We start from the raw sequence: 22,386 nt of genomic DNA, 5'->3' as shown, positions 1-22,386 counted from the left end.
TGATACTCAAATGCAACGGCACTTCTTTCAATTTGAAAAAAATTGGAGGAATTTTTTATGTCAAAAACACATCGCTTAGTTATGGTTGCAGTACTTTCTGCAATATCATTTTTATTGATGTTTTTTAGTTTTTCAATCATTCCAGGAGCTAATTTCCTAAAGATTGAGTTTTCAATTATCCCTGTTTTATTGGGTTTGGTTTTGTTGGATTTAAAGAGTGCCTACCTTATTTTAATGGTACGAACACTGCTAAAATTGATCCTAAACAATAGTGGGGTCAACGATTTTGTTGGCTTACCCATGAATGTCATAGCTTTGGGACTATTTGTCACGGTCTTTGCCTTCATTTGGAACCAAAAAAGGACAGGAAAGCAGTATATTGGTGCTTCAATCATTGCTAGTATTGTCTTAACAGCAAGCATGCTTTTCTTGAATTATTGCTATGCCATCCCTTTGTATGGGAAATTTGCAAATTTTGATATTAAAGCTTATATTGGTATTTCAAAATACTTAGTGTCTATGATTTTACCCTTCAATCTTATAGAGGGAATAATATTTGCTATTTCTTTCTATTTTTTGTATATTGCTTGTCAACCACTCTTAGAAAGGTACAGGAATCAGTATGAAAGATAAACAGAGTTACTTGCTTAGATCATCTTTTGCCTTATTATTTTTTGTGATGATTGGATATACGGTACAGTTTTACCCAGAATCATTACGTGAATTTGATAATGGTATTCAAACCTTTGTTAGAGGGTCTTTGCCAGCTAATGTCACGGCCTTCTTTAAATTCATAACAGTTTTTGGAAATGTATTAACTCAAGTAATTGTTGTTATCTGCTCAGCCCTGCTTTTTTATAGTTTGAAATGGAAAGCTGAGTCCTTCTTAATCCTTATCAATGGTTCTCTTGCTGGAATTTTAGTCATGGTCTTTAAGTTTATATACCAACGGACTAGACCGAGCTTGGAACATATTGTTTATGCTATGGGCTATTCTTTTCCTAGTGGGCATGCCATGGGATCGATGATTATCTACGGAACGCTTCTGATTGTCCTGCGTGACCGCATTAAAAATAAGTTTTGGAAGATTCTTTGTCAGATAGGCATTGTTGTCCTTATCTTTTTAATAGGTTTGTCACGTATTTATCTAGGCGTGCATTTCCCAAGTGATGTCTTAGCTGGCTTCATTTTAGGATTTGGGATTTTAAACTTTTTCTATCCTTATTATTACAATAAACGATTTGAATGGCGTTTTCAGTCCAAACAAAAGTAGCTTTACTAATATTCATCATCTGTACAACTCGAAAGAGTTGTCTTTTTGTTTTTAATTTGTGCTAAAATAAGAATATGAAAAAACGTTATCAAACCCTAAATGATTATTATCGTCATTTATTTGGTCAAAAGATTTTTAAGATTCCTATTGATGCTGGCTTTGACTGTCCAAATCGTGATGGAACAGTTGCCCATGGTGGCTGTACCTTTTGTACAGTTTCCGGATCTGGTGATGCCATTGTTGCCCCAGATGCTCCGATCAAGGAGCAGTTCTACAAAGAAATTGACTTTATGCACCGAAAATGGCCAGAGGTTAAAAAATACTTGGTCTATTTCCAAAATTTCACCAATACTCATGCCAGTCTGCAAGTGATTAAAGAACGTTATGAACAAGCTATCAATGAACCAGGTGTTGTCGGCATTAATATCGGAACAAGGCCTGATTGCCTGCCTGATGATGTCATAGAATATCTTGCAGAACTGTCTGAGAGAATGCATGTCACAGTTGAATTAGGCTTGCAAACAACCTATGAAAAAACATCACAATTGATCAATCGGGCTCATTCCTATGATTTATACAAAGAAACCGTTAAACGTTTGCGCCAGTATCCCAAAATAGAAATTGTTGCTCACCTTATCAATGGACTTCCAGGTGAAACTCATGCTATGATGCTTGAAAATGTGCGTCGCTGTGTCACGGATAATGATATCCAAGGCATTAAATTGCATTTATTACACTTAATGACCAAGACAAGGATGCAAAGAGATTACCATGAAGGGCGACTACAGCTCTTAAGCCAAGAAGAATATGTTTCCATTATCTGTGATCAATTAGAAATCATTCCCAAACGTATTATCATTCACCGCATTACTGGAGATGCTCCCAGAGAAATGCTGATTGGTCCCATGTGGAGTTTAAATAAGTGGGAAGTGCTCAATGCCATTGATAAAGAAATGGAAAGACGGCAAAGCTTTCAGGGCTGTCGTTTAGTGGAATAGGCAGACAAATTAGGAGAGAAAAATGACTGCATCAATTATCACTATTGATAGTCTGACTAAGATTTATGGCAAGCAAGTCGCCTTGGATAATCTAAGCCTAACTGTCAAAAAAGGAGAAATATTTGGTTTTCTAGGCTTAAATGGAGCAGGTAAGTCAACAACCATTCGCTGTCTTTTAGGCCTGATCACTTTTAAAAAGGGGAAAATCAGTCTCTTTAATGGTCAATATGATAAGTTAGTAGACGCCTTGGAACATATTGGTTATATGCCTTCTGAGGCTATGTTTTATCCAAGGATGACAGTCAAAGAAGTCATCCGTTTTGCGACCAAATCTCACCAAATAGATTGTCAGCAAGAAGCAGAGCGGCTCTGCCAACTCCTAGAGCTTCCCCTTCAAAAAAGATCCAAGACCTGTCCTTAGGGAACCGCAAAAAAGTTAGCATTGTTTGTGCCTTGCAGCATCAGCCTGACTTATTAATATTGGATGAGCCAACTTCTGGCTTAGATCCTCTCATGCAGGAACGTTTTTTTAAACTATTACTTGAAGCCAAGGCAAAGGGGAAAACTATCTTCTTATCCTCCCATGTTTTGTCAGAGGTTAAGGCCTACTGTGACCGTGTGGGTATTCTAAAAAAGGGGAAATTATTGGCTGTTGATAGCGTCGAAAATTTCATGCACAGTCAGAAGAAAATGGTAAGCACTTGGAAGAATGGTCAGACTACAAGCTTTTCCTTTGAAGGACGGATCAGTCAATTATTAGAAGATCTGACAGCCTTGCAACCTGATGATCTCCTGATTGAGGAACCAAGCTTAGAGGACCTCTTTATGCACTACTATGAGGAGGATAAAAAATGATCATTAGACATGAATATCAAGAAGCTAGGAAAAGTCTCCTTATTTGGGCTATTGCTGTAGGCCTAAGTAGTGCCTTATGTATCTTACTTTATCAGAATCTGGCAGATAGCATTAAAGAAATAGCACACTTATATCAGGATATGGGTGGCATTTCTAAGGCTTTGGGCATGGACAAAGTCTCTATAGCCAGTTTAAGTGGCTATTACTCTGCTGAGATAGCCCTGATCTATTCTCTGGGAGCGGCGATTTTTGCAGCCTTATTGGGTGTCACTATAATTTCAAAGGAAGAAGAAGGTCACACCGCAGAATTTCTCTTTACCTTACCCTATAGTCGGCAAAAGGTATTAAGACATAAATTTTTAAGCCTGCTCTTAAGCCTATTTGTCTTCAATCTTATTGCCATAGGTATAGAGTATGTGGGACTTATAAAAGTTTCTATGAATTTTGATTACGAGGCATTTTATCAATACCATGCCTTGGTTTTTCTAATGCAGGTAGAAATAGCTAGTCTGGCTTTCTTAATTTCCTCTTTTAGCAGGAAAAAACAGGTTGGTCTGGGGGTGGGAATGGTTCTTCTGGCCTATTTTATGGATATTATCTGTCGCTTAATAGAAGATGTTAGCTTTTTAAAATACTTGACACCCTTTTACTATGCTAATGCCACTGATCGCTTTGCTGGAGAAGATTTAGATTGGCTACTTTTACTAATAGCTTGTCTAGTCAGTCTTCTTTCTTATCTATTAGCTTCTTTAGTATATCGAAGACGTGATCTAGCCACTTAAAAAGGAGAAAAAATGAAAAGACCAATTGACCTATCCCATGATTTCCTGTCGGAGATAGTGACAAAGGATAGCATACTAGTTGATGGAACAATGGGAAAAGGAAATGACACACTCTACTTTGCTCCCCTTGTTAAGCAGCTCTTTGCCTTTGATATTCAAAAAGAGGCCTTAGAAATTACTAGGAAGAAAATTGAAGACAAGGCCTATAAAAATGTACAACTGATTTTAGATGGACATGAGAACCTTGACCACTATGTGGATAAGGTTGATGCTGCCATCTTCAATCTGGGCTATCTTCCCTCTGCTGATAAAAGTATTATTACCAAACCTCATACCACCATAGAAGCCTTAGAAAAGGTCCTTGCCAGACTGAGCAAGGGTGGCCGCATTGCCATTATGGTTTACTATGGGCACCAAGGTGGTCAAAAAGAAAAAGATGCCTTGATGGACTATCTTAGCCAACTAGACCAAAAAGAAGTAACTGTAATGACCTACAAGGCTATCAATCAAGTCAATACACCGCCTTTTCTTATCATGATTGAAAAGCATTCTTAGAGACAGCCTATAAGCTTGATGTTTTAAGAATGCCAGATCTAAGTTTTGAGAGCTAAAAAGTGATGAAGAGACTTCCTTAAATTGTCTAGCTTCTGCAAGCTGCTTATTTAGGCATTGCACCCATCAAATAAGATATAGGGGGATGTTTATTTCTCATCAAAGGGAGCTTGTTGATCAGCTTTGTGACCTAGATCATCCACTTAGAGAAATGGTCGGTCATAGCCTCTTCTTTTTCAAATGAATTCAGAGTCTAAAAAATAGACTTTAAAGTAAATTTAATAGAAACTTTATTGAAATATGTTATAATTAGGCTACTATATAATTTTAGGAGTAACAAATTAATGGAAGACCCCGTGAGTCAGCCCTTATTATCTCAATTTTTATTGCTGATTATTTTAACAATGCTCAATGCATTTTTTTCTGCCAGCGAGATGGCCTTGGTGTCCTTGAATCGTTCCCGTGTGGAGCAAAAGGCTGCAGAAGGTGATAAAAAGTACCTGCGACTGCTAACCGTCTTGCAACAACCAAATCATTTTCTGTCAACAATTCAAGTTGGTATAACCTTTATTAGCCTTTTATCTGGGGCTAGTTTATCTGCTTCCTTAGGAAAAGTCATCTCAGGTTGGATGGGAGGCTCAGCAACTGCTCAGACAGCTGGTAGCATTATATCCTTGATTTTTTTAACCTATGTCTCTATCGTTTTAGGGGAATTGTATCCTAAACGCATTGCCATGAATTTAAAAGATCGTTTGGCTACTATATCGGCTCCCATCATCATGGCCCTAGGAAAGCTAGTTAGTCCCTTTGTATGGTTGCTTTCAGCTTCTACAAACCTTTTAAGTCGTATCACACCGATGACCTTTGATGATGCTGATGAACAAATGACCCGTGATGAGATTGAATACATGCTAACCAATAGTGAGGCGACTTTAGCAGCAGAAGAAATCGAGATGCTGCAAGGTATCTTTTCACTGGATGAATTGATGGCGCGTGAGGTTATGGTTCCTAGAACCGACGCCTTCATGATTGATATTAATGATGATACCACTGAGAATATTAAAGACATTCTCAGTCATAGTTTCTCTCGTATTCCAGTTTATGATGATGACAAAGATAAGGTCATAGGACTGGTTCATACCAAGCGGCTTTTAGAAGCAGGCTTTAAAAATGGCTTTGACCATGTTAACATGAGACACATTTTACAAGAGCCCCTATTTGTACCTGAGACCATCTATGTTGATGATCTCTTAAGGCAATTACGTATTACTCAAAACCAAATGGCCATCCTCTTGGATGAGTATGGTGGAGTAGCAGGTTTGGTAACCTTAGAAGATCTACTTGAAGAAATTGTCGGTGAGATTGATGATGAATCAGATAAGGCTGAGCAGTTTGTTCATGAGATTGGTGAAAATACCTATATTGTAGCTGGAACCATGACATTAAATGATTTTAATGAGTATTTTGATACCGAGCTAAGCAGTGACGACGTAGATACAATAGCTGGTTTTTATATAACGGGTATTGGTTCTATCCCTAATCAAGAAGAAAAAGAAAGCTTTGCCTGTGATAGTCAGAATAAACACTTAGTCCTTGTTAATGATAAGGTAAAAGATGGACGGATCACAAAACTCAAGTTAATCATTACTAATATAGAACAGATAATTAACGAAGACTAGGTCCGATCCTAGTCTTTTTTGTGAAAAATGTTATAATGTTAATAGAAAAACGTTTGCAAAGTATGGGGTAAAGGAGACTACATGGCAGAGATAGATTATGGACAAGTTACAGGCATGATTCACTCTACAGAAAGCTTTGGTTCTGTTGATGGTCCTGGGATCCGGTTTATTATATTTATGCAAGGCTGTAAAATGAGATGCCAGTACTGTCATAACCCAGATACTTGGGAAATGGAAACCAACAATTCCAAAGTGCGAACAGTCAATGACGTCTTGAAAGAAGCTCTTCAGTATAAACACTTTTGGGGGAAAAAAGGAGGAATAACAGTCTCTGGTGGCGAAGCCATGCTCCAAATTGACTTTATCACAGCCCTCTTTATTGAGGCCAAAAAATTGAGGATTCATACAACACTTGATACTTGTGGCTTCACCTATAGACCTACTGAAGACTATCACAAAAAGCTGGACAAGCTTTTAGCGGTCACTGACTTGATCCTCTTAGACTTGAAAGAAATTGATGCAGAGCAACATAAGATCGTTACCAAGCAATCCAATAAAAATATTTTACTTTTTGCCCAGTACTTATCTGACAAGGGAATTCCAGTATGGATTAGACATGTTTTGGTTCCTGGACTGACAGATATTGACGAACATTTGGAAAGACTGGGAGAATTTGTAGCCAAGCTAAAAAATGTGGATAAGTTTGAAATCCTGCCCTACCATACCATGGGTGAGTTCAAATGGCGTGAGCTGGGTATTCCTTATCAACTAGAAGGGGTTAAACCGCCCACAAAAGAACGGGTTCAAAATGCAAAGAATATCATGAAAACAGAGACATATACAGACTATATGAACCGTATTCACCAATCATAATCAAGAGGGCTAGAAGAACATTCTAATCCTTTTACTCTGCCTAAAAGTAGTCAAGAAGCTTTGATTTTAAGGTCTTTTTCTGCTAAAATAGAAACTATAAAGAGAATGAGGTATAGTAATGTCTAATATTTTAGTTTTTGGTCATCAAAATCCTGACACTGATGCCATTGCATCATCATATGCATTTGCCTACTTGGCAAATCATGCCTACGGCTTAGAAGCGAAAGCTGTAGCTCTTGGTGAGCCTAATGAAGAAACACGTTTTGCCTTGGATTATTTTGCTGTTAAAGCTCCGCCTTTTGTTGAATCGGCTAAGTCTCAAGGAGCTGATACAGTTATTTTGACAGACCATAACGAATTTCAACAATCAATTTCTGATATTAGTGAAGTGACCATCTATGGAGTTGTGGACCATCACCGTGTGGCTAATTTTGAAACTGCCAACCCATTATTTATGCGTGTTGAGCCAGTGGGATCAGCTTCATCAATTGTTTATCGGATGTTCAAAGAAAATAACCTCCAAGTTCCTAAGGACATTGCAGGAATGTTATTGTCTGGTCTCATCTCAGATACCCTCTTATTAAAATCCCCAACAACACATGTCACTGACCACCAAGTTGCAAAAGAATTGGCTGAGCTTGCAGATGTTAACTTGGAAGAATATGGAATGGCTCTTCTTAAAGCAGGTACCAACCTTGCTAGTAAAACAGAAGAAGATCTCATTGACATCGATGCTAAAACCTTTGAATTAAATGGTAATGCTGTCCGTGTTGCACAAGTTAACACAGTGGATATAGCAGAAGTGTTAGAACGTCAAGACGCTATTGAAGCAGCTATTAAAAGCGCTATTGCTAAAGAAGGCTATTCTGATTTTGTTTTAATGATTACTGATATTGTTAATTCCAACTCTGAAATCCTAGCTATTGGAGCAAACATGGATAAGGTTGAAGCAGCCTTTAAATTTACCCTTGAAAACAATCATGCTTTCTTAGCAGGGGCAGTTTCTCGTAAAAAACAAGTGGTTCCTCAATTAACAGAGAGTTTTGGTGCCTAATGTCCTATGTTGTTAATTTTAAAGAAGTTGAAAGCACTTTATTAGAAGAAAGTCCAGTTAAGGACGTTCTAGCTGGTTTAAGAGCAAATGAAGCTCGCTACTTCTGGAATAAGTATAAAATCAGATATGAGGTCTTTACTCCAGAGGAGAAGCCAGAAATCCCACCCTTTATTGAAAAGGTACTTGAAGAACGTGATATGGTCTTTCCCTATAAAGCACTTTGTGTCTCTCAATTTGAAGTTGATGGCATTTTGTGGTCACATATTTATTATGACAATGGCTTAGCAGTCAATGTTCTCTATACTTTAGCTGAAGGTGGCAAACGTGCCCTAGGCTTTAAATTGTCAAATGGGATTGAAATTCCAAAGGAATTTGAAGGGAAATTCAAATTTGCACGTCAACGTTCCAAACTTGCTGGAGAAATACGGGGCAGCTTCTTTGTCATTAAAAAAGAATATCTGTAAAACTGGAAGCTTTTTTCCAGTTTTTTTAATCTGATATGGTCTTTCATTTAAAAGAAAAGAAGTCCTTTGTCTACATTATGTGAAGAGCATTAGGCTCTTCTTTTTGTTATAATAGGGCTATGATAAAAATATATAATCCTAACAAGCTTACTAAACAAAGGTTTTTTCAAGAACTCATTAACTACCTTGATCAAAATGACCGCCCTATTTTGAGACAAATTAAAAAGGCTTTCCCTCAGGAAAAAAACTTGGATCGGTGCTTAGAAGATTATATTCAAGCAGGCTATATTCTGAGAAAAGATAAACGCTATCAATTGAATATTCCACTACTGACAGATATGTCTCAATTGGTATTTGACCAAATGGTTTTTATAGACATAGATTCAGATCTCTATCAGACATTTTTAAATAAAAGATTTGAAAGCAGATTAACCAACAATACCAATGATCTTCTTATTTTAGAAGAAACTGATTTTGCCAGGAACCGTCTGACCCTCTCTAATTATTTCTATAAACTGCAAAAAGGAGAGCAAGTATCTTCTGAACAACTTCCCCTTTTTCAGATATTGGGAGATGTTAACCCAGACTATGCTCTAAAATATCTGAGCAACTTTTTAATTAAATTCTGCCGAAAAGACCTTGTCATGCAAAAAAGACCAGACATCTTTTGTCGGGCCCTTGAAATCTTAGGCTATATCAAAGAAGTAGACGAAAACAAATACCAACTGACCTGTTCCTTGGATAAAGAAGCTCTAATTTTAAGAAGCTACTAAAAAAGTTAGAAGATCCTGTTCTTCTAACTTCAGACTGTAGACAAACCCTATTTACTTAGACAAATAGGCTAGGAAGCTCTGCAGAGTATCAATAAATTTCTTATTTCTGAGAGCGCAAGCGAGCTTATTAAAGATATATCCGCCGTGGTGAAAGTATCTAAAATACCCTTAATATCAATATTTTAGACACTGGGAACTTGCCAGACCTTAGGCTCGAAAGTTAGGTATGGAATTCTTTGGTTTTCTTAAACAGTCATTCCCCTGACTGTTTAACCTGTCCGACAGCACCTAAGGAAGATATCAAAAAATGACTTTTTCTTCTAACTTTTTTTAATGGGATCGAAACATTAAATATAAGAAATAAGGTGCTCCAATCAATGAAATAATGATGCCAGTAGAGATATTGGCTCCCACAAGAAAGACTCGGCATATAGTATCAGAGACTAATAAGAGAATCATTCCGATGAGAAGACTGGCTGGTAGATTCAAGCGATGATCATCACCAAGTAGTCTTTGCCCCAAGTGACCAGAAATCAAGCCAATAAAAGTGATATTGCCTACCAAACTAACACTGAGTGCAGCTAGAGAGGTGGCAAGAACCAAACAAAGCAGCCGTTCTCTCTTCACATTCAAGCCTAGACTGATCGCACTTTCTTCAGAAAGAGAGAGGATATTTAGCTGATAAGCCTTGGAAAAAACAATGACCCATAAGATAAGCATCAGAGGCGTCAGAATCTCAAGGCTGGTCCAGTCATCCCCACTGATCCGTCCACTAAGCCAATTAACAATGTAATCAACCTTGTAGCGATTGATATTTCCCACTAGGGCAATCATGAAACTAGATAGCATGGTAGAAAAACCAACACCAATAATAATCAGAGTAAAGGGGTTGATTTGTCTATTTCTACCCAGGGACAAGTGATAAACCAGAAAAGTACTGGTAAAAGACCCTAACATAGCTAAAAAAGGCAAGTAATGAATAGTATCAGGATTTTCCAGATTAGCAAATGATACCATGATAGCAATGACTAGACCAGCGCCAGCATTAATTCCCAAAATCCCAGAATCTGCCAAAGGATTTTTGGTTAGAGTTTGTAGTAATCTACCTGCAAGAGCAAGAGAGGCTCCGCCAAATAGGGACGCCAAAATTCTTGGCAGACGAATTTTGGTAATAATGAGTATCATATCAGGAGAGGTTTTTCCAAGTAATAAGTTAAAGATCTGCTGGATGGAAAAGCTAGAGTCCCCAATGGACAAAGAAATAATAAAAGCACAGACTACTATGAGCAAAAGGATGGGTAATAAAAAGACTCTCCTTTTTAATGTCATAGCTGGCCTCCTTTTTTGGCCAACCAGAGAAATACTGGAAGACCAAGAAAACTAATCACTGCTGTGATTGGTGTTTCATAGGGTGGGTTAAGTGTCCGACAAAGTAAGTCAACCCACATCATAAACGTAGCCCCAGCAAGTGCTGTCATAGGGGTGTTGAGCTTGTAATTACCAGCAGCAAAGCTTTTGATAAGATGGGGAATGATTAAACCGACAAAGGCAATATTACCAGCTATGGCCACAGAAGCTGATGAAAGCAGTAAAACAATAGCTAAAAAGATAAAGTTCATTAACCTAGTGTTTTGCCCCAGGGATTGTGCCCTTGTTTCATCTAAGCTTAAGATGGTCAATTGATAGCTTAAGAACTGTGTCAGCACAAGACCTAAAAGAATGATAGGTGCAATAATGGATAGCATCTTCCAGTTGACACCAATAAAACCTCCGGCCTGCCAGCCTATAATGGAGTTGGCTAAATGGAAATAGTTAATGATAGCCTGGCCTATAGCTGATAAAAAAGTAGAGACCACAGCTCCGGCTAAAACCAGCCTTAGTTGCTGGTAACCTTTTCCGGGTTGATAGGAAAGGGAAAAGACAATCAAAGAGGCTAATGCTGAACCAAGTAGACAGACTAGAATAATCTGACTGTAATGAAGGTGTTTTAAGAAGGTATAAGACACCGCCAAAGCCAAGGCAGCTCCCGTGTTGATCCCTAGTAGACCTGGATCAGCAATGGGGTTACGTGTAATGGCTTGCATGAGCATCCCTGAAACAGCCAAAGCAGCCCCCACTAAGATGGTGGCTATGATACGTGGCAGACGAATGGAAAGTAAAATGGATTCCTGACGGGGAGTCCCTGTTTTTTCAATCAAAATCTGATAAAGAGCCTCTTTTGAAAAATGCCAAGCTCCAAAACGTAAGCTCAGATAAAGGCCAATGACAAACAAGATAGCTATGATTAAAAAAAGAAGCCAAAGATTATTTGGCTTATTGCTATGTCTTAGAGAAAAATCTCTATTTTTCATATAAAAGTAACCTCTTAGGATACTTTAGCACTTGCTAAAATTTCTTTTCTCAGAGTCTTTAGCTCATACTCAAGTGAGATAGGATCAGTAAAGTAGAAGGTGTTGGCATTGACCTTGATGATATGGTTCTTTTTAACAGCTTCTATGTTTTTCCATAGAGCACTTTCATATAAGGCAGAGCCGGTTTTATTGTCTTCTGCAGCAATGACCACATAGTCTCCTAAATAGTCTGGTAAGACTTCTTGTGAGATAGATAGGTAACCCTTAGGAAATACTTCCTTTTTGACCTTTTCAGGTGCGTCATAGTTGAAGGCTTGGTGAATAATCTCGCCTCCACGTCCCCAGTCTTTACCAAAGAGGTAAATTTCCTTTTCATAAAGTCCGACAATAGTGAAAGTAGCCTTATCACCAGTTACGGCTTTGACTTCTTTTGCAAAGGCCTTTGTATCTTTGTCCCATTTATCTAACCATTGGTCTGTTTTCTTAGTCTGATTAAAGACCTTTCCAAAGTCAGAAAAGACTTGCAGGTAGTCATGTTTACGATATTCAACAGAAATTAAGGGAGCAATTTCAGCTAGTTGTTTAATATTTTCTTCGTTTGAGCCAACAACAATAAGGTCTGGCTTAAGAGCTGTGATAGCTTCTAAATCAGTTGCTGCAACAACCTTGGCACCTTTAACATAATCTTTCAAAATAGGATTTTTCTGGTCATAGGTGGTCATTCCAACGATAGGCAAATCAAGCTTTGCCAAATAGCCTGTGTAGGTAGAAGCTAGTGAAACAATGCGTTTTGGCTTTTCAGGGATCTTGCCTTTATAAGTGAAGCCACTGATTTTTGGCATTTTAGAAATAGCGCCCTGCTTTTCAGTCTGATTTGACTGAGAACCTGTGCAGGCTACTAATGAAAAACCAGTGACCAACAAGGTCAAGAGTAAAAATAACTTTTTCATGAATTCTATTCTCCTAGAATAAATTTATATGAGTTGGTAGCTTAAAATAATAGGGCACTTATGGATAGGATCTTCAATCAACTGGGCATCAATGTTAAAGGTTTCCTTAATCATATCAGCTGTCATAACTTCCTTAACAGATCCTTCATAAGTAATGCACCCCTCTTTCATGGCAATCAGACGATCTGAAAAACGAGAAGAGAGGTTTAAATCATGAAGCACCATGACAATTGTTTTTTGAGAAGTCTTATTGAGCTCACTTAGCAATTGCAAAATTTCCAATTGGTGATTCATATCAAGATAAGTTGTAGGTTCATCAAGAAAGATGGTATCGGTGTCTTGAGCTAGGGCCATAGCAATCCAAACACGTTGTCGTTGTCCACCAGAAAGAGAATCGACAGCATGCTTTGAAAGGCTGCTAGTATGTGTGACCTGCAAAGCCCATTCAATGATTTCTTTATCCTTTTCAGTTAATCGGCCTAATTGCCGCTGATGAGGATACCGCCCATAAGAAACTAATTGGTAGACACTAATGCCATCTGTAACTTCTTGAACCTGAGGAAGTAGTGCCATTTTTTTAGCAATGGCTTTAGTTGGCATACTTGAAATAGCATGTCCATCTATTAAAATACTTCCTTTTGAAATGGGAATAATTCTGGTGAGAGCCTTGAGCAAAGTTGATTTTCCACAACCATTAGCACCAATGATTGTCGTTATCTTATGACGATGAAGTTCAAGAGACAAGTCATTAATGATACTTTCTTTGCCGTAAGTAACTCCGATATGATCTGCACTAATGGTTGACATGATGACCTCCTTTTCCTAATTTACTTTGTCAAAGCCCTCTCATTATAGCATAGAAAAAAGGCTTGAGACAGCCTTTTTAGATAGAAATTATTATTTTTTTGAAATTTTTTTCTAATTTAGAATCATTAAAAAGAGTAGCAATAATGGTTATAAATAAGCCAGTATTTTAAGCTTGATTCACATATTTTTGGGCAATAGCCTTGTCACCTGCATAGTCCATTTTTTGACCTTTGACAATCTGGTAAGCATCGGCACCTTTTCCAGCAATGATCAGAGCGTCCCCAGTAGCTTGACAATTTTTCAAGCCTTCTTTGATGGCCTCTTCACGGTCAACTATAATGGTCACAGATCGGTCAACATGGCTAGCAATTTCTTGTGAAATCAGCTCTGGATTTTCATAATTAGGATCATCGGCGGTCAGGATCACTTTTAAATGAGGGTGCTTGTTGATAACCTGACCAAAATCAGCCCGTCTACTTTCACCTTTGTTACCAGTAGAACCTATGATGAGACTGATCTGTCCTTTTTGATGTTCCTCAACCACAGACACTAATTTCTCTAGGCTGTCACCATTATGAGCGTAGTCAACAAAGACCTTGGCACCACTTGGATGTGTCAGGACTTCCATGCGACCAGGAACACTTGTTTTGGCAATTCCTTTTTTGATGTCTTCTAAACTTGCACTTAGTCTTAAACAAGCAAGCCCAGCAGCAATAGCATTTTCTTGGTTAAAGCGTCCAATTAAGTTGATATCATAGGAAGCAGCGATTTTCCCTTTCACAGTGAAGGAGAAGGCTTGACTGTCTGTTATAGCATTGTCTGAATGCTTACCATAAAAGTCATGATCCTGATCAGCAACTTCTTGGGAGAGAATGTCAAAGTGATCCATACCACTATTAACAATAACAGCTCTGCTATTGTGCATTAAAAGGCGTTTATGATAGAAGTAATCTTCAAAAGAAGGGTGTTCAATGGGACCAATGTGGTCTGGACTAATATTTAAGAAAACACCAACATCAAATTGTAAGCCATACACACGTCCAACTAGATAGGCCTGGCTTGATACTTCCATAATCAGATGGGTCATGCCATTGGCTACGCAGTCAGCCATCATTTTGAACAAGTCTAAGCTTTCTGGGGTGGTTAGCTGGGATTTAAAGAAAGTTTTACCATCAAGAGTGGTGTTCATGGTGGATAACATAGCTGGCTTATGGGACTCTTTAAGAATATGGTAGGCAAAATAAGCAGCTGTTGTTTTACCCTTGGTACCAGTAAAGGCAAGTAGTTTCAACTTGTCTTGAGGATTGTTATAAAAGGCCATAGCAATGAGGCTCATAGCATGTTTGATATTGGACACCAAAATAGCAGGTATGCCAATCTCATAGTCTACCTCAGAAATATAAGCCTTGAGACCATTGGTGACAGCATCTTTGAGATAGTCAACTTTAAAATCTCGTCCTTTTGCAAAAAAGAGGGTCTGAGAGTCGGTTTTACGACTATCATAACTTAGTTTTTCAAAACTGAGACCTGAATAGTAGTAGTGATAGTTCCCATCAGCTATCACTTCTCTAAAGTTATGGTCTTCTTTTAACAGTTCAATTGTTTTTTCAATAGTTATCATACTCCTTATTTTATCTCTAAAATTCTAGATTTACAAGTAAGTTGCAAAAGTTTATAATATACCTAATACAAGAAAGAAAGAATAGACATGGTAAAGAATAGAAATGAATTAACACAAGAAGAACTCATGCTCCAAGGGACGGTCTGGTCAACAGCTAGTAACTTTATCAGTCGTCTTCTCGGGGCTATTTATGTCATTCCCTGGTTTATGTGGATGGGAGAGCATGCCACACAGGCTAATGCCCTCTTTAACATGGGCTACAATGTCTATGCCTATTTTTTACTAATATCAACAACTGGGCTTAATGTGGCTATTGCCAAACAGGTAGCCAAGTATAATTCCATGAACCAAAAAGAACATAGTTACCAGCTCATTAGAACAACCCTTAAGCTTATGGTTGGTCTTGGCTTGGTCTTTGGTTTGATCATGTATCTTACCTCACCTCTTTTTGCTACCCTTTCTGGTAGTGACAAAGAGCTCATACCAGTAATGCACAGCCTTTCCTTAGCCGTTTTGGGCTTCCCTGTTATGAGTGTGATTCGTGGTATTTTCCAAGGTTACAACAACTTAAAACCCTTTGCTTTAAGTCAAATTGCAGAGCAGATTATCCGTGTGATTTGGATGCTTCTGGCTACTTTTTTCATTATGAAGATAGGCTCTGGTAACTATGTTGAAGCTGTTACCCAGTCAACCTTTGCAACCTTTATTGGAATGCTTGCCAGCATGGCAGTCCTCATTTACTTCTTGGGCAAACAAGGCTTGTTACAAGTTATATTTACAAAGCCTAAGCTAGAAGTGCCAATAGATGCCAAGGGTTTATTACTAGAAACCTTAAAAGAGTCCATTCCTTTTATCATCACAGGCAGTGCCATTCAGGCCTTTCAATTAATTGACCAGTGGACCTTTAGCAATACCATGTTGATTTTTACCCAATATAGCAAGTCACAACTAATGGTTTTATTTGGCTATTTTAATGCCAATCCTGCAAAAATCACCATGATCCTGATTGCTGTGGCTGGTTCCATTGGTGGTGTGGGGATAGCCCTCTTGACTGAAAATTATGTCAAAAAAGACATGAAGGCAGCTGCCAAACTGATTATCAATAACATATTGATGTTAGTCATGTTTTTATTGCCAGCCTTAACAGGAGCTATCATCTTAGCAAAACCACTTTACACTGTCTTTTATGGGATTTCTGAAGGCCTAGCCATTGATTTATTCAGAGTTGTCTTATTGCAAGTTATTCTTTTGGCCTTCTATTCTCTTTTGGCTCCCATGCTACAAGCTTTATTTGAAAATAAGAGAGCAGTCTACTATTTTTCCCTCGGTGTCATTGTTAAGCTGGCTCTACAGGTACCATCGATCTATCTTTTCCATTCCTATGGCCCACTTTTAGCGACGACATTTGGTTTATTAGTCCCAATTGTCCTCATGTTTCGCCGTTTGCATAAGATTACCCGTTTTAACCGCCAGCTATTATTCAGACAAGCCTTACTTCTTTTAATCTTGACAAGCCTTATGGGGATTGTCGTAGCATTAGCTAATTATTTATTAGGTTTTGTCCTTGTCCCAGACGGACGCCTAGCAAGTCTCTTATACTTGGCTATCATTGGATTCATAGGCTTCATGTTCTATGCCTATCTGACCCTAGCTACCCATCAACTTGATCGGATCATTGGCCATGGCAAAGCCCAACGCTTACGTCAAAAATTGAAATTACCATGATAAATGGCAGAGCTTAAGTTATGGAAAGTCTGATTGCTGATCAGATTTTCTTTTTTGTTTTTTTAACCTGACTTTTTAAAAAATTCTTCTGCAAAATACATTGAATTTTGCTATAATAGTGAAAGTGAAAAAAAGAAGAAGGAAGTAAATCGACATGGGAAAATTTCAAGTTATTTCGCATCCACTTATCCAGCACAAATTATCAATTTTACGTCGTGAAGATACCTCAACAAAGAATTTCCGGGAATTAGTCAATGAAATTGCCATGTTAATGGGTTATGAAGTATCTCGTGATCTTCCCTTAGAAGACGTAGAAATTCAAACACCAGTGTCTAAAACAATTCAAAAACAATTAGCTGGGAAAAAATTAGCTATTGTTCCTATTTTACGGGCTGGAATTGGGATGGTAGATGGCTTTTTAAGCTTGGTTCCTGCAGCCAAAGTTGGCCATATTGGTATGTACCGTGATGAAGAAACCTTGGAACCTGTTGAATACTTAGTAAAACTTCCTGAAGACATTGACCAACGTCAAATCTTTGTGGTTGACCCAATGTTAGCTACTGGGGGCTCTGCTATTTTAGCTGTGGATTCCTTGAAGAAACGTGGTGCAGCCAATATTAAATTTGTCTGCTTGGTAGCAGCTCCAGAAGGTGTTAAAAAACTTCAAGATGCACATCCAGATGTTGATATCTATACTGCAGCCCTAGATGAAAAACTTAATGAACACGGCTATATCGTCCCGGGCCTTGGTGACGCTGGTGATCGCCTATTTGGAACTAAATAAAACAGTCCAGTGGACTGTTTTATCCTGAGCCAAGAAATAGGAAAGCGAAGTAAGTCCAGCGGCAAGAAAAAGTATCAAAAATCATTAAAAAGTTTGAAGAAGTTTAATATTTGACCTTATTTGACCAATAGATTATAATAGGGTCAATCATTAAAAAGAAACGGTAGGGTAGATTGAAACCAACCGTTTCACTTAGATTGGAGAATTATATGATCCCTGTTGTTATTGAACAAACAAGTCGTGGTGAACGCTCTTATGACATTTACTCACGCCTTTTAAAAGATCGTATTATCATGCTTACAGGTCCTGTAGAAGATAATATGGCAAATTCAGTTATTGCTCAGCTCTTATTCCTAGATGCTCAGGATAATACAAAAGACATTTATTTATATGTGAACACACCTGGAGGTTCTGTTTCAGCTGGTCTAGCTATTGTTGATACCATGAACTTTATTAAATCAGATGTGCAAACTATTGTTATGGGTATGGCTGCTTCAATGGGAACCATTATTGCTTCTTCAGGAGCAAAAGGGAAACGTTTCATGCTTCCTAATGCAGAATACCTGATCCATCAACCGATGGGAGGAGCTGGTAACGGAACACAGCAGTCTGATATGGCCATTGTTGCTGAACAACTCTTGAAAACACGTAAACGTTTAGAAAAAATCTTAGCTGACAATTCTGGTAAAACAATCAAACAAATCCATAAGGATGCTGAACGTGACTACTGGATGGACGCTAAAGAAACATTAGCCTATGGCTTCATTGATGAAATTATGGAAAATAACAAGTTAAAATAAAGTTAAAATAGCCTTGCAATGAAAAGCGCCCCATAAGTTAGACAAAAATGATATGTACTCCTTTCACTGGACTATCCAGTGAAAGGGTTTTTTGTATGAACTTAAGTTATGAAGATAAAAAACTGTTGAATAAGTGAGAAAAGAAGGCAGGACATTGTCTCATCTAAGGAAAGCCTATCACATCAGAAAACAATAGCTTAAAAACAGACGAAGTAACAAACTTTAAGAGATAAATACCAGAAAAAACTAACTTTTTAGGGTTAAAGACTTATATAAATGGTATAATAAACCTATATCCAAACAATAACCGAAATGCTTGGATATGGAGAGAGAGGAAGGCTAGGGCTGAAGATCTTTAGCCTTTCTCTATGTTACAGGAGAAGAAGACTAGCCCCTCATTTCATTGTAAAAATCTCAAATACTTTTAAAAGACCTTCAGTTTTTGACAAGGCTAATTTGTGGTATAATCAACTTATGTTAATTATCAATGAAGAGCTCTTAGAAATTGAAGATGCCATAGATACATTAGTTGCAAACCTACTAAAAACCCCTGAATATAAAAATTGCTGCCGTCTGAAAAAGATCTTTGAAAGCGACCAGGCCTTGCAAAAGCAGCTAGCAGACTTTAAAGATCTTAAGGATCGCTATGAAGAGGCCAGTCGTTATGCGGACTTTCATCCAGAAACAAAGGATCTTAAAAGAGCTCTCTTATTTAAAAAAAGGCAGCTAGATCTTAATCCTCTAACTGTGGAATTCAGATATGCAGAGGTTGATTTTCAAAAACACCTGGCTAAGATTGCCCAAAAACTTGCAAAAACTGTATCCTCATCCATATTTGTGGATAGTGGCTTACCTTTAGCTCCTAAAAGAGAGCGGCCTTCAATAGGGATCTATCAAAATATTAAAGAAAAGGATATGTGATGTTTGAAAAACAAAAAAGAATAGGTCTACTTGTCTACCTCTACTATAACCGTGATGCTAGAAAAGTTTACAAGTATGGAGACCTCTATTACCATTCTAAAAGATCAAGGTATCTTCTCCTCTATGTCAACAAAGAAGATGCCTCAGAAAAGATTAAAGAAATTAGCAAACTAAGATTTGTCAGAGAAGTCAAAGTTTCTAAATTTGATGAAATTGACCATAAATTTGTTGGCAATTTGCAACGTCCAGAAGAAACTCTCTAAAGTCTATAGGAAATTCCAACTTGAAGAAAACTTAGTTTGTCTTCAAGTTTTTACTTACTCTTTCTTAAAGCCCCATTGCTTTTGTTACTAAAAAGGTAAAATCGAAGATCAGAGAAGCACATCACTTTGTCTAAATTTGGAGACGCTGCTTTTAATTGGCAGTGTCTTTTTCTCTTAAATTTTGGTAAAATAGGGTAATCAATGAAAAAGGATAGAAGATGTCAAAAGGTATAATCATCACATTTGAAGGGCCTGATGGAGCTGGAAAAACCAGTGTCTTAGAAGAAATCATTCCCTTTATGGAAAAAGAATTTAATCAACCTCTTTTAAGCACCAGAGAGCCTGGGGGTGTTGCCATAGCTGAAAGCATTAGAGAGATTATCTTAGATGTTGAAAATACAGCAATGGATAAGAAAACAGAGCTCTTGCTCTACATAGCTGCCAGACGCCAACATTTGGTTGAAAAGGTCCTGCCAGCAGTTAAAGAAGGAAAAATTGTCTTAATAGACCGTTTCACAGATAGTTCAGTAGCCTATCAGGGATCAGGAAGAGGCCTTGACAAGGAAGCTATCAAGTGGTTAAACCACTACGCAACAGATGGAATGGAACCGACTTTGACCCTTTACTTTGATGTGCCATCAGAGATTGGTCTGGCAAGAATTGAGCAAAATAAAGAGCGTGAAGTCAATCGATTAGACCTGGAAAAGTTAGACATGCACCAAAAGGTCAGACAGGGCTATTTGGAGTTAGCAGAAGAAAACAAGGACAGGATTGTAACCATTAATGCTGCACAGCCCTTAGAAAAAGTCATCGCTGACACCAAAGAGGTTATTTTACAGCAGCTTGAAGCTTAAGAAGGAGTGATTGAAATGAATATAGAGGAACAGGTACCACAAGCCTTTCAATCCTTTAAGCAGGTTTTACAAAAAAATCGGCTCAATCATGCTTATCTTTTCTCAGGAGACTATGCCAACTATGAAATGGCCTTGTACCTAGCAAAAGCTATTTTCTGCCAGGATAAAAGTGACCATTTACCCTGTGGTCAATGCCGCATCTGCCAACTGATTGACCAAAATGAATTTTCTGATTTAAAGATCATAGAGCCTAATGGACAAGTGATTAAAACAGAAACTGTTAAAGAAATGATGAAGAACTTTTCACAGACGGGCTATGAAAGTGAGCACCAAGTTTTTATCATCAAAGACTGCGAAAAGATGCATGTTAACGCAGCCAACAGTATCTTGAAATTCATTGAAGAGCCTCAAAGCTCATCCTATATCTTTTTACTAACTAATGATGATAGCCTAGTCTTACCAACCATAAAAAGTCGTGCACAATTATTTCATTTTCCAAAGAATGAAAAACAACTTTCTACACAGGCTCAGGAGCTTGGGCTTTTAAAAAAGCAGGCAGATTTATTGGCAAAGCTGGCTAAGAGCCCTAGAGAACTAGAAGAGTTAGCAGCAAATACCAAAATGCTAGAATGCATACGACTTTGTCAGAAATTTGTGTCTATTTTACTGAAGGATAAGAAACAGGCTTACTTGGAAGTTAGTCGCCTCAGTCTACAAGTTGCTGACAAAAAAGAGCAGGATATGGTCCTACAGCTACTAACCCTCCTTCTTTCAGAAGATTATACCAATCAAAAAGCCCTAGCTTATCTTGAAAAAGTGTATCTAGCAAGACGAATGTGGCGTAGTAATGTCAACTTTCAGAATAGTTTAGAATATATGGTGATATCATGACAAGCACAATTGGAGTAAGGTTTTGTCAATCAAAAACGGTTAAATATGTTGTTAGTAAGGAAGATTTTCCCTTACTAACATGGGTAGTGGTTAAAGACAGTAAAGGGTCTTTTCTGGGACAGGTCTGTCAGCCACTGAAGGCATTTAAAGAAGCACAGTTGCCTGATAATATGCCTTATATTTTAAGACAGGCTAATACTATGGATCTTAAAGCTTATGCTAATAATGCTCAGCTGGCTCAAGATTCTAAGCCTACAGTAAAAGAAATGATCGCCTCCTATCAATTGGGGATGAAGGTGATTGACATTAGCTTTCCCTTGGAGCGGAATTTTGTTTTAATTACCTTTACTGCCGAGGAAAGAGTGGATTTTAGACAGCTCCTAAAAGAATTAGCTTCTTTTTTTAAAACAAGAATTGAACTGAGGCAACTCAACAGCCGGCAAGAAGCCAAAGTTTATGGTGGCATAGGCCCCTGTGGCAGGCCTCTGTGTTGTTCGACCTTTTTAGGAGAATTTCCTACCCTGTCCATAAAAATGTTAAAAAACCAAAGTTTGTCATTAAATTCCATCAAAAATTTAGGAAACTGTGGACGGCTCTTATGTTGCTTACAGTACGAGGATGCTTTTTACGTGGAAAGTAAGAAGAAGTTCCCTGATTATGGTAGTACAGTAAAAACAAGTGATGGAGAAGCTAAGGTTGTTTCCATAGATATCTTCACAGAAACCTTGAAACTCAAATTTGATGACAAGGAAACAGTGATGACATATGATTTAGAGGAGGTTATAATTGGTAAATAAAAGAGAGCTATTTGATGCCTTTGATGGTTTTTCTCAAAACCTCATGGTTACTTTAGCAGATATTGAAGCCATGAAAAAACAAGTCCAAGGACTTGTTGAGGAAAATGCGGTATTACGGATTGAAAATACCAAACTTCGAGAAAGATTGAGTCAAATAGAACATGAAACTCTTGCTAAGTCTACCAGCAAACAAGGGAAGAACCATCTAGAAGGAATCTACGAGGAAGGCTTCCACATTTGCAACTTCTTTTATGGGCAACGCCGTGAGAATGACGAAGAATGTATGTTTTGCAGAGAACTATTAGATAGAAAGTCCTAA

At 37.9% G+C, this 22,386-nt stretch carries 24 protein-coding genes and 1 pseudogene; 20 read left to right on the top strand and 5 right to left on the bottom strand.

Going from position 1 to position 22,386, the window contains the following annotated elements; genetic code table 11:
- The first annotated feature begins 57 nt into the window (after positions 1-57).
- The 11 genes and pseudogenes from HBN42_RS07145 to HBN42_RS07095 all read left to right on the top strand — a co-directional run bounded on the left by HBN42_RS07145 (position 58) and on the right by HBN42_RS07095 (position 9,303).
- Positions 58-633 (top strand): ECF transporter S component, encoded by a 576-nt coding sequence (locus HBN42_RS07145; protein WP_165994378.1) that lies wholly within the window; start codon positions 58-60, stop codon positions 631-633.
- Positions 623-1,273, top strand: coding sequence for a phosphatase PAP2 family protein (locus HBN42_RS07140; RefSeq protein ID WP_165994377.1), 651 nt, complete (start codon positions 623-625; stop codon positions 1,271-1,273). Before HBN42_RS07145 ends, HBN42_RS07140 begins: the two co-directional genes overlap by 11 nt.
- Before the next feature lie 74 nt (positions 1,274-1,347).
- The gene (gene mnmL, locus HBN42_RS07135; protein WP_165994376.1) at positions 1,348-2,271 is read left to right on the top strand and encodes a tRNA modification radical SAM protein MnmL/YtqA; all 924 of its coding nucleotides are present in this window, start codon (positions 1,348-1,350) and stop codon (positions 2,269-2,271) included.
- Between the two features lie 22 nt (positions 2,272-2,293).
- Positions 2,294-3,126: pseudogene (locus HBN42_RS07130) on the top strand (ABC transporter ATP-binding protein).
- A complete protein-coding gene (locus HBN42_RS07125; RefSeq protein WP_165994375.1) occupies positions 3,123-3,908 on the top strand; it encodes an ABC transporter permease subunit in 786 nt (261 codons plus the stop codon). The pseudogene HBN42_RS07130 and the gene HBN42_RS07125 overlap by 4 nt, the downstream one beginning before the upstream one ends.
- Positions 3,909-3,920: 12 nt before the next feature.
- Complete coding sequence (mnmM, locus tag HBN42_RS07120; protein ID WP_165994374.1) at positions 3,921-4,463, top strand: tRNA 5-(aminomethyl)-2-thiouridylate-methyltransferase MnmM; 543 nt, start codon at positions 3,921-3,923, stop codon at positions 4,461-4,463.
- Positions 4,464-4,804: 341 nt separating this feature from the next.
- The gene (locus HBN42_RS07115) at positions 4,805-6,139 is read left to right on the top strand and encodes a hemolysin family protein (protein WP_165994373.1); all 1,335 of its coding nucleotides are present in this window, start codon (positions 4,805-4,807) and stop codon (positions 6,137-6,139) included.
- Between the two features lie 81 nt (positions 6,140-6,220).
- Positions 6,221-7,012, top strand: coding sequence for a pyruvate formate-lyase-activating protein (gene pflA, locus HBN42_RS07110; protein WP_165994372.1), 792 nt, complete (start codon positions 6,221-6,223; stop codon positions 7,010-7,012).
- Positions 7,013-7,130: 118 nt separating this feature from the next.
- Complete coding sequence (locus HBN42_RS07105) at positions 7,131-8,066, top strand: manganese-dependent inorganic pyrophosphatase (protein ID WP_165994371.1); 936 nt, start codon at positions 7,131-7,133, stop codon at positions 8,064-8,066.
- Positions 8,066-8,530, top strand: coding sequence for a phage tail protein (locus tag HBN42_RS07100; protein ID WP_165994370.1), 465 nt, complete (start codon positions 8,066-8,068; stop codon positions 8,528-8,530). The genes HBN42_RS07105 and HBN42_RS07100 overlap by 1 nt, the downstream gene beginning before the upstream one ends.
- A gap of 119 nt (positions 8,531-8,649) precedes the next feature.
- Complete coding sequence (locus HBN42_RS07095) at positions 8,650-9,303, top strand: DUF1803 domain-containing protein (protein WP_165994369.1); 654 nt, start codon at positions 8,650-8,652, stop codon at positions 9,301-9,303.
- A 330-nt stretch (positions 9,304-9,633) separates the two neighbouring features.
- Here HBN42_RS07095 and HBN42_RS07090 read toward each other — a convergent pair whose 3' ends face one another.
- The 5 genes from HBN42_RS07090 to HBN42_RS07070 all read right to left on the bottom strand — a co-directional run bounded on the left by HBN42_RS07090 (position 9,634) and on the right by HBN42_RS07070 (position 15,032).
- Complete coding sequence (locus HBN42_RS07090) at positions 9,634-10,632, bottom strand: FecCD family ABC transporter permease (protein WP_165994368.1); 999 nt, start codon at positions 10,630-10,632, stop codon at positions 9,634-9,636.
- Complete coding sequence (locus HBN42_RS07085) at positions 10,629-11,654, bottom strand: FecCD family ABC transporter permease (protein ID WP_165994367.1); 1,026 nt, start codon at positions 11,652-11,654, stop codon at positions 10,629-10,631. The genes HBN42_RS07090 and HBN42_RS07085 overlap by 4 nt, the downstream gene beginning before the upstream one ends.
- A gap of 14 nt (positions 11,655-11,668) precedes the next feature.
- Positions 11,669-12,604, bottom strand: a complete 936-nt coding sequence (locus HBN42_RS07080) for an iron-hydroxamate ABC transporter substrate-binding protein (protein ID WP_165994366.1) — start codon at positions 12,602-12,604, stop codon at positions 11,669-11,671.
- Positions 12,605-12,628: 24 nt separating this feature from the next.
- A complete protein-coding gene (locus HBN42_RS07075) occupies positions 12,629-13,411 on the bottom strand; it encodes an ABC transporter ATP-binding protein (RefSeq protein ID WP_165994365.1) in 783 nt (260 codons plus the stop codon).
- Between the two features lie 166 nt (positions 13,412-13,577).
- Positions 13,578-15,032, bottom strand: coding sequence for a UDP-N-acetylmuramoyl-L-alanyl-D-glutamate--L-lysine ligase (locus tag HBN42_RS07070; RefSeq protein WP_165994364.1), 1,455 nt, complete (start codon positions 15,030-15,032; stop codon positions 13,578-13,580).
- Positions 15,033-15,119: 87 nt separating this feature from the next.
- Here HBN42_RS07070 and HBN42_RS07065 point away from each other — a divergent pair, with 87 nt between their 5' ends.
- The 9 genes from HBN42_RS07065 (at position 15,120) to yabA (ending at position 22,386) form a co-directional block, all read left to right on the top strand.
- Positions 15,120-16,757 (top strand): putative polysaccharide biosynthesis protein, encoded by a 1,638-nt coding sequence (locus HBN42_RS07065; RefSeq protein ID WP_165994363.1) that lies wholly within the window; start codon positions 15,120-15,122, stop codon positions 16,755-16,757.
- A gap of 154 nt (positions 16,758-16,911) precedes the next feature.
- Positions 16,912-17,541, top strand: coding sequence for a uracil phosphoribosyltransferase (gene upp, locus HBN42_RS07060; protein ID WP_165994362.1), 630 nt, complete (start codon positions 16,912-16,914; stop codon positions 17,539-17,541).
- A gap of 209 nt (positions 17,542-17,750) precedes the next feature.
- Entirely contained in the window at positions 17,751-18,341 is a 591-nt protein-coding gene (gene clpP / locus HBN42_RS07055; RefSeq protein WP_165994361.1) for an ATP-dependent Clp protease proteolytic subunit ClpP, read from the top strand.
- A gap of 474 nt (positions 18,342-18,815) precedes the next feature.
- Entirely contained in the window at positions 18,816-19,262 is a 447-nt protein-coding gene (locus HBN42_RS07050) for a YlbF/YmcA family competence regulator (RefSeq protein WP_165994360.1), read from the top strand.
- Positions 19,262-19,525, top strand: a complete 264-nt coding sequence (locus HBN42_RS07045; protein WP_165994359.1) for a YlbG family protein — start codon at positions 19,262-19,264, stop codon at positions 19,523-19,525. Before HBN42_RS07050 ends, HBN42_RS07045 begins: the two co-directional genes overlap by 1 nt.
- Positions 19,526-19,743: 218 nt before the next feature.
- The gene (gene tmk / locus HBN42_RS07040) at positions 19,744-20,379 is read left to right on the top strand and encodes a dTMP kinase (RefSeq protein ID WP_165994358.1); all 636 of its coding nucleotides are present in this window, start codon (positions 19,744-19,746) and stop codon (positions 20,377-20,379) included.
- A gap of 15 nt (positions 20,380-20,394) precedes the next feature.
- On the top strand, positions 20,395-21,270 hold the full coding sequence (locus HBN42_RS07035) for a DNA polymerase III subunit delta' (RefSeq protein ID WP_165994357.1): 876 nt from the start codon (positions 20,395-20,397) through the stop codon (positions 21,268-21,270).
- Entirely contained in the window at positions 21,267-22,067 is an 801-nt protein-coding gene (gene ricT, locus HBN42_RS07030; protein WP_165994356.1) for a regulatory iron-sulfur-containing complex subunit RicT, read from the top strand. The genes HBN42_RS07035 and ricT overlap by 4 nt, the downstream gene beginning before the upstream one ends.
- 43 nt (positions 22,068-22,110) lie before the next feature.
- Positions 22,111-22,386: a DNA replication initiation control protein YabA gene (gene yabA / locus HBN42_RS07025; protein ID WP_235925344.1), complete on the top strand. Its 276-nt coding sequence runs from the start codon at positions 22,111-22,113 to the stop codon at positions 22,384-22,386.

Origin of the sequence: Streptococcus catagoni, assembly GCF_011421425.1 — a bacterium.
GTDB classification, from domain to species: Bacteria; Bacillota; Bacilli; order Lactobacillales; family Streptococcaceae; genus Streptococcus; species Streptococcus catagoni.
The sequence above is the reverse complement of the archived record's forward strand: the minus strand, read 5'-3'. Positions and strand labels throughout refer to the sequence as shown.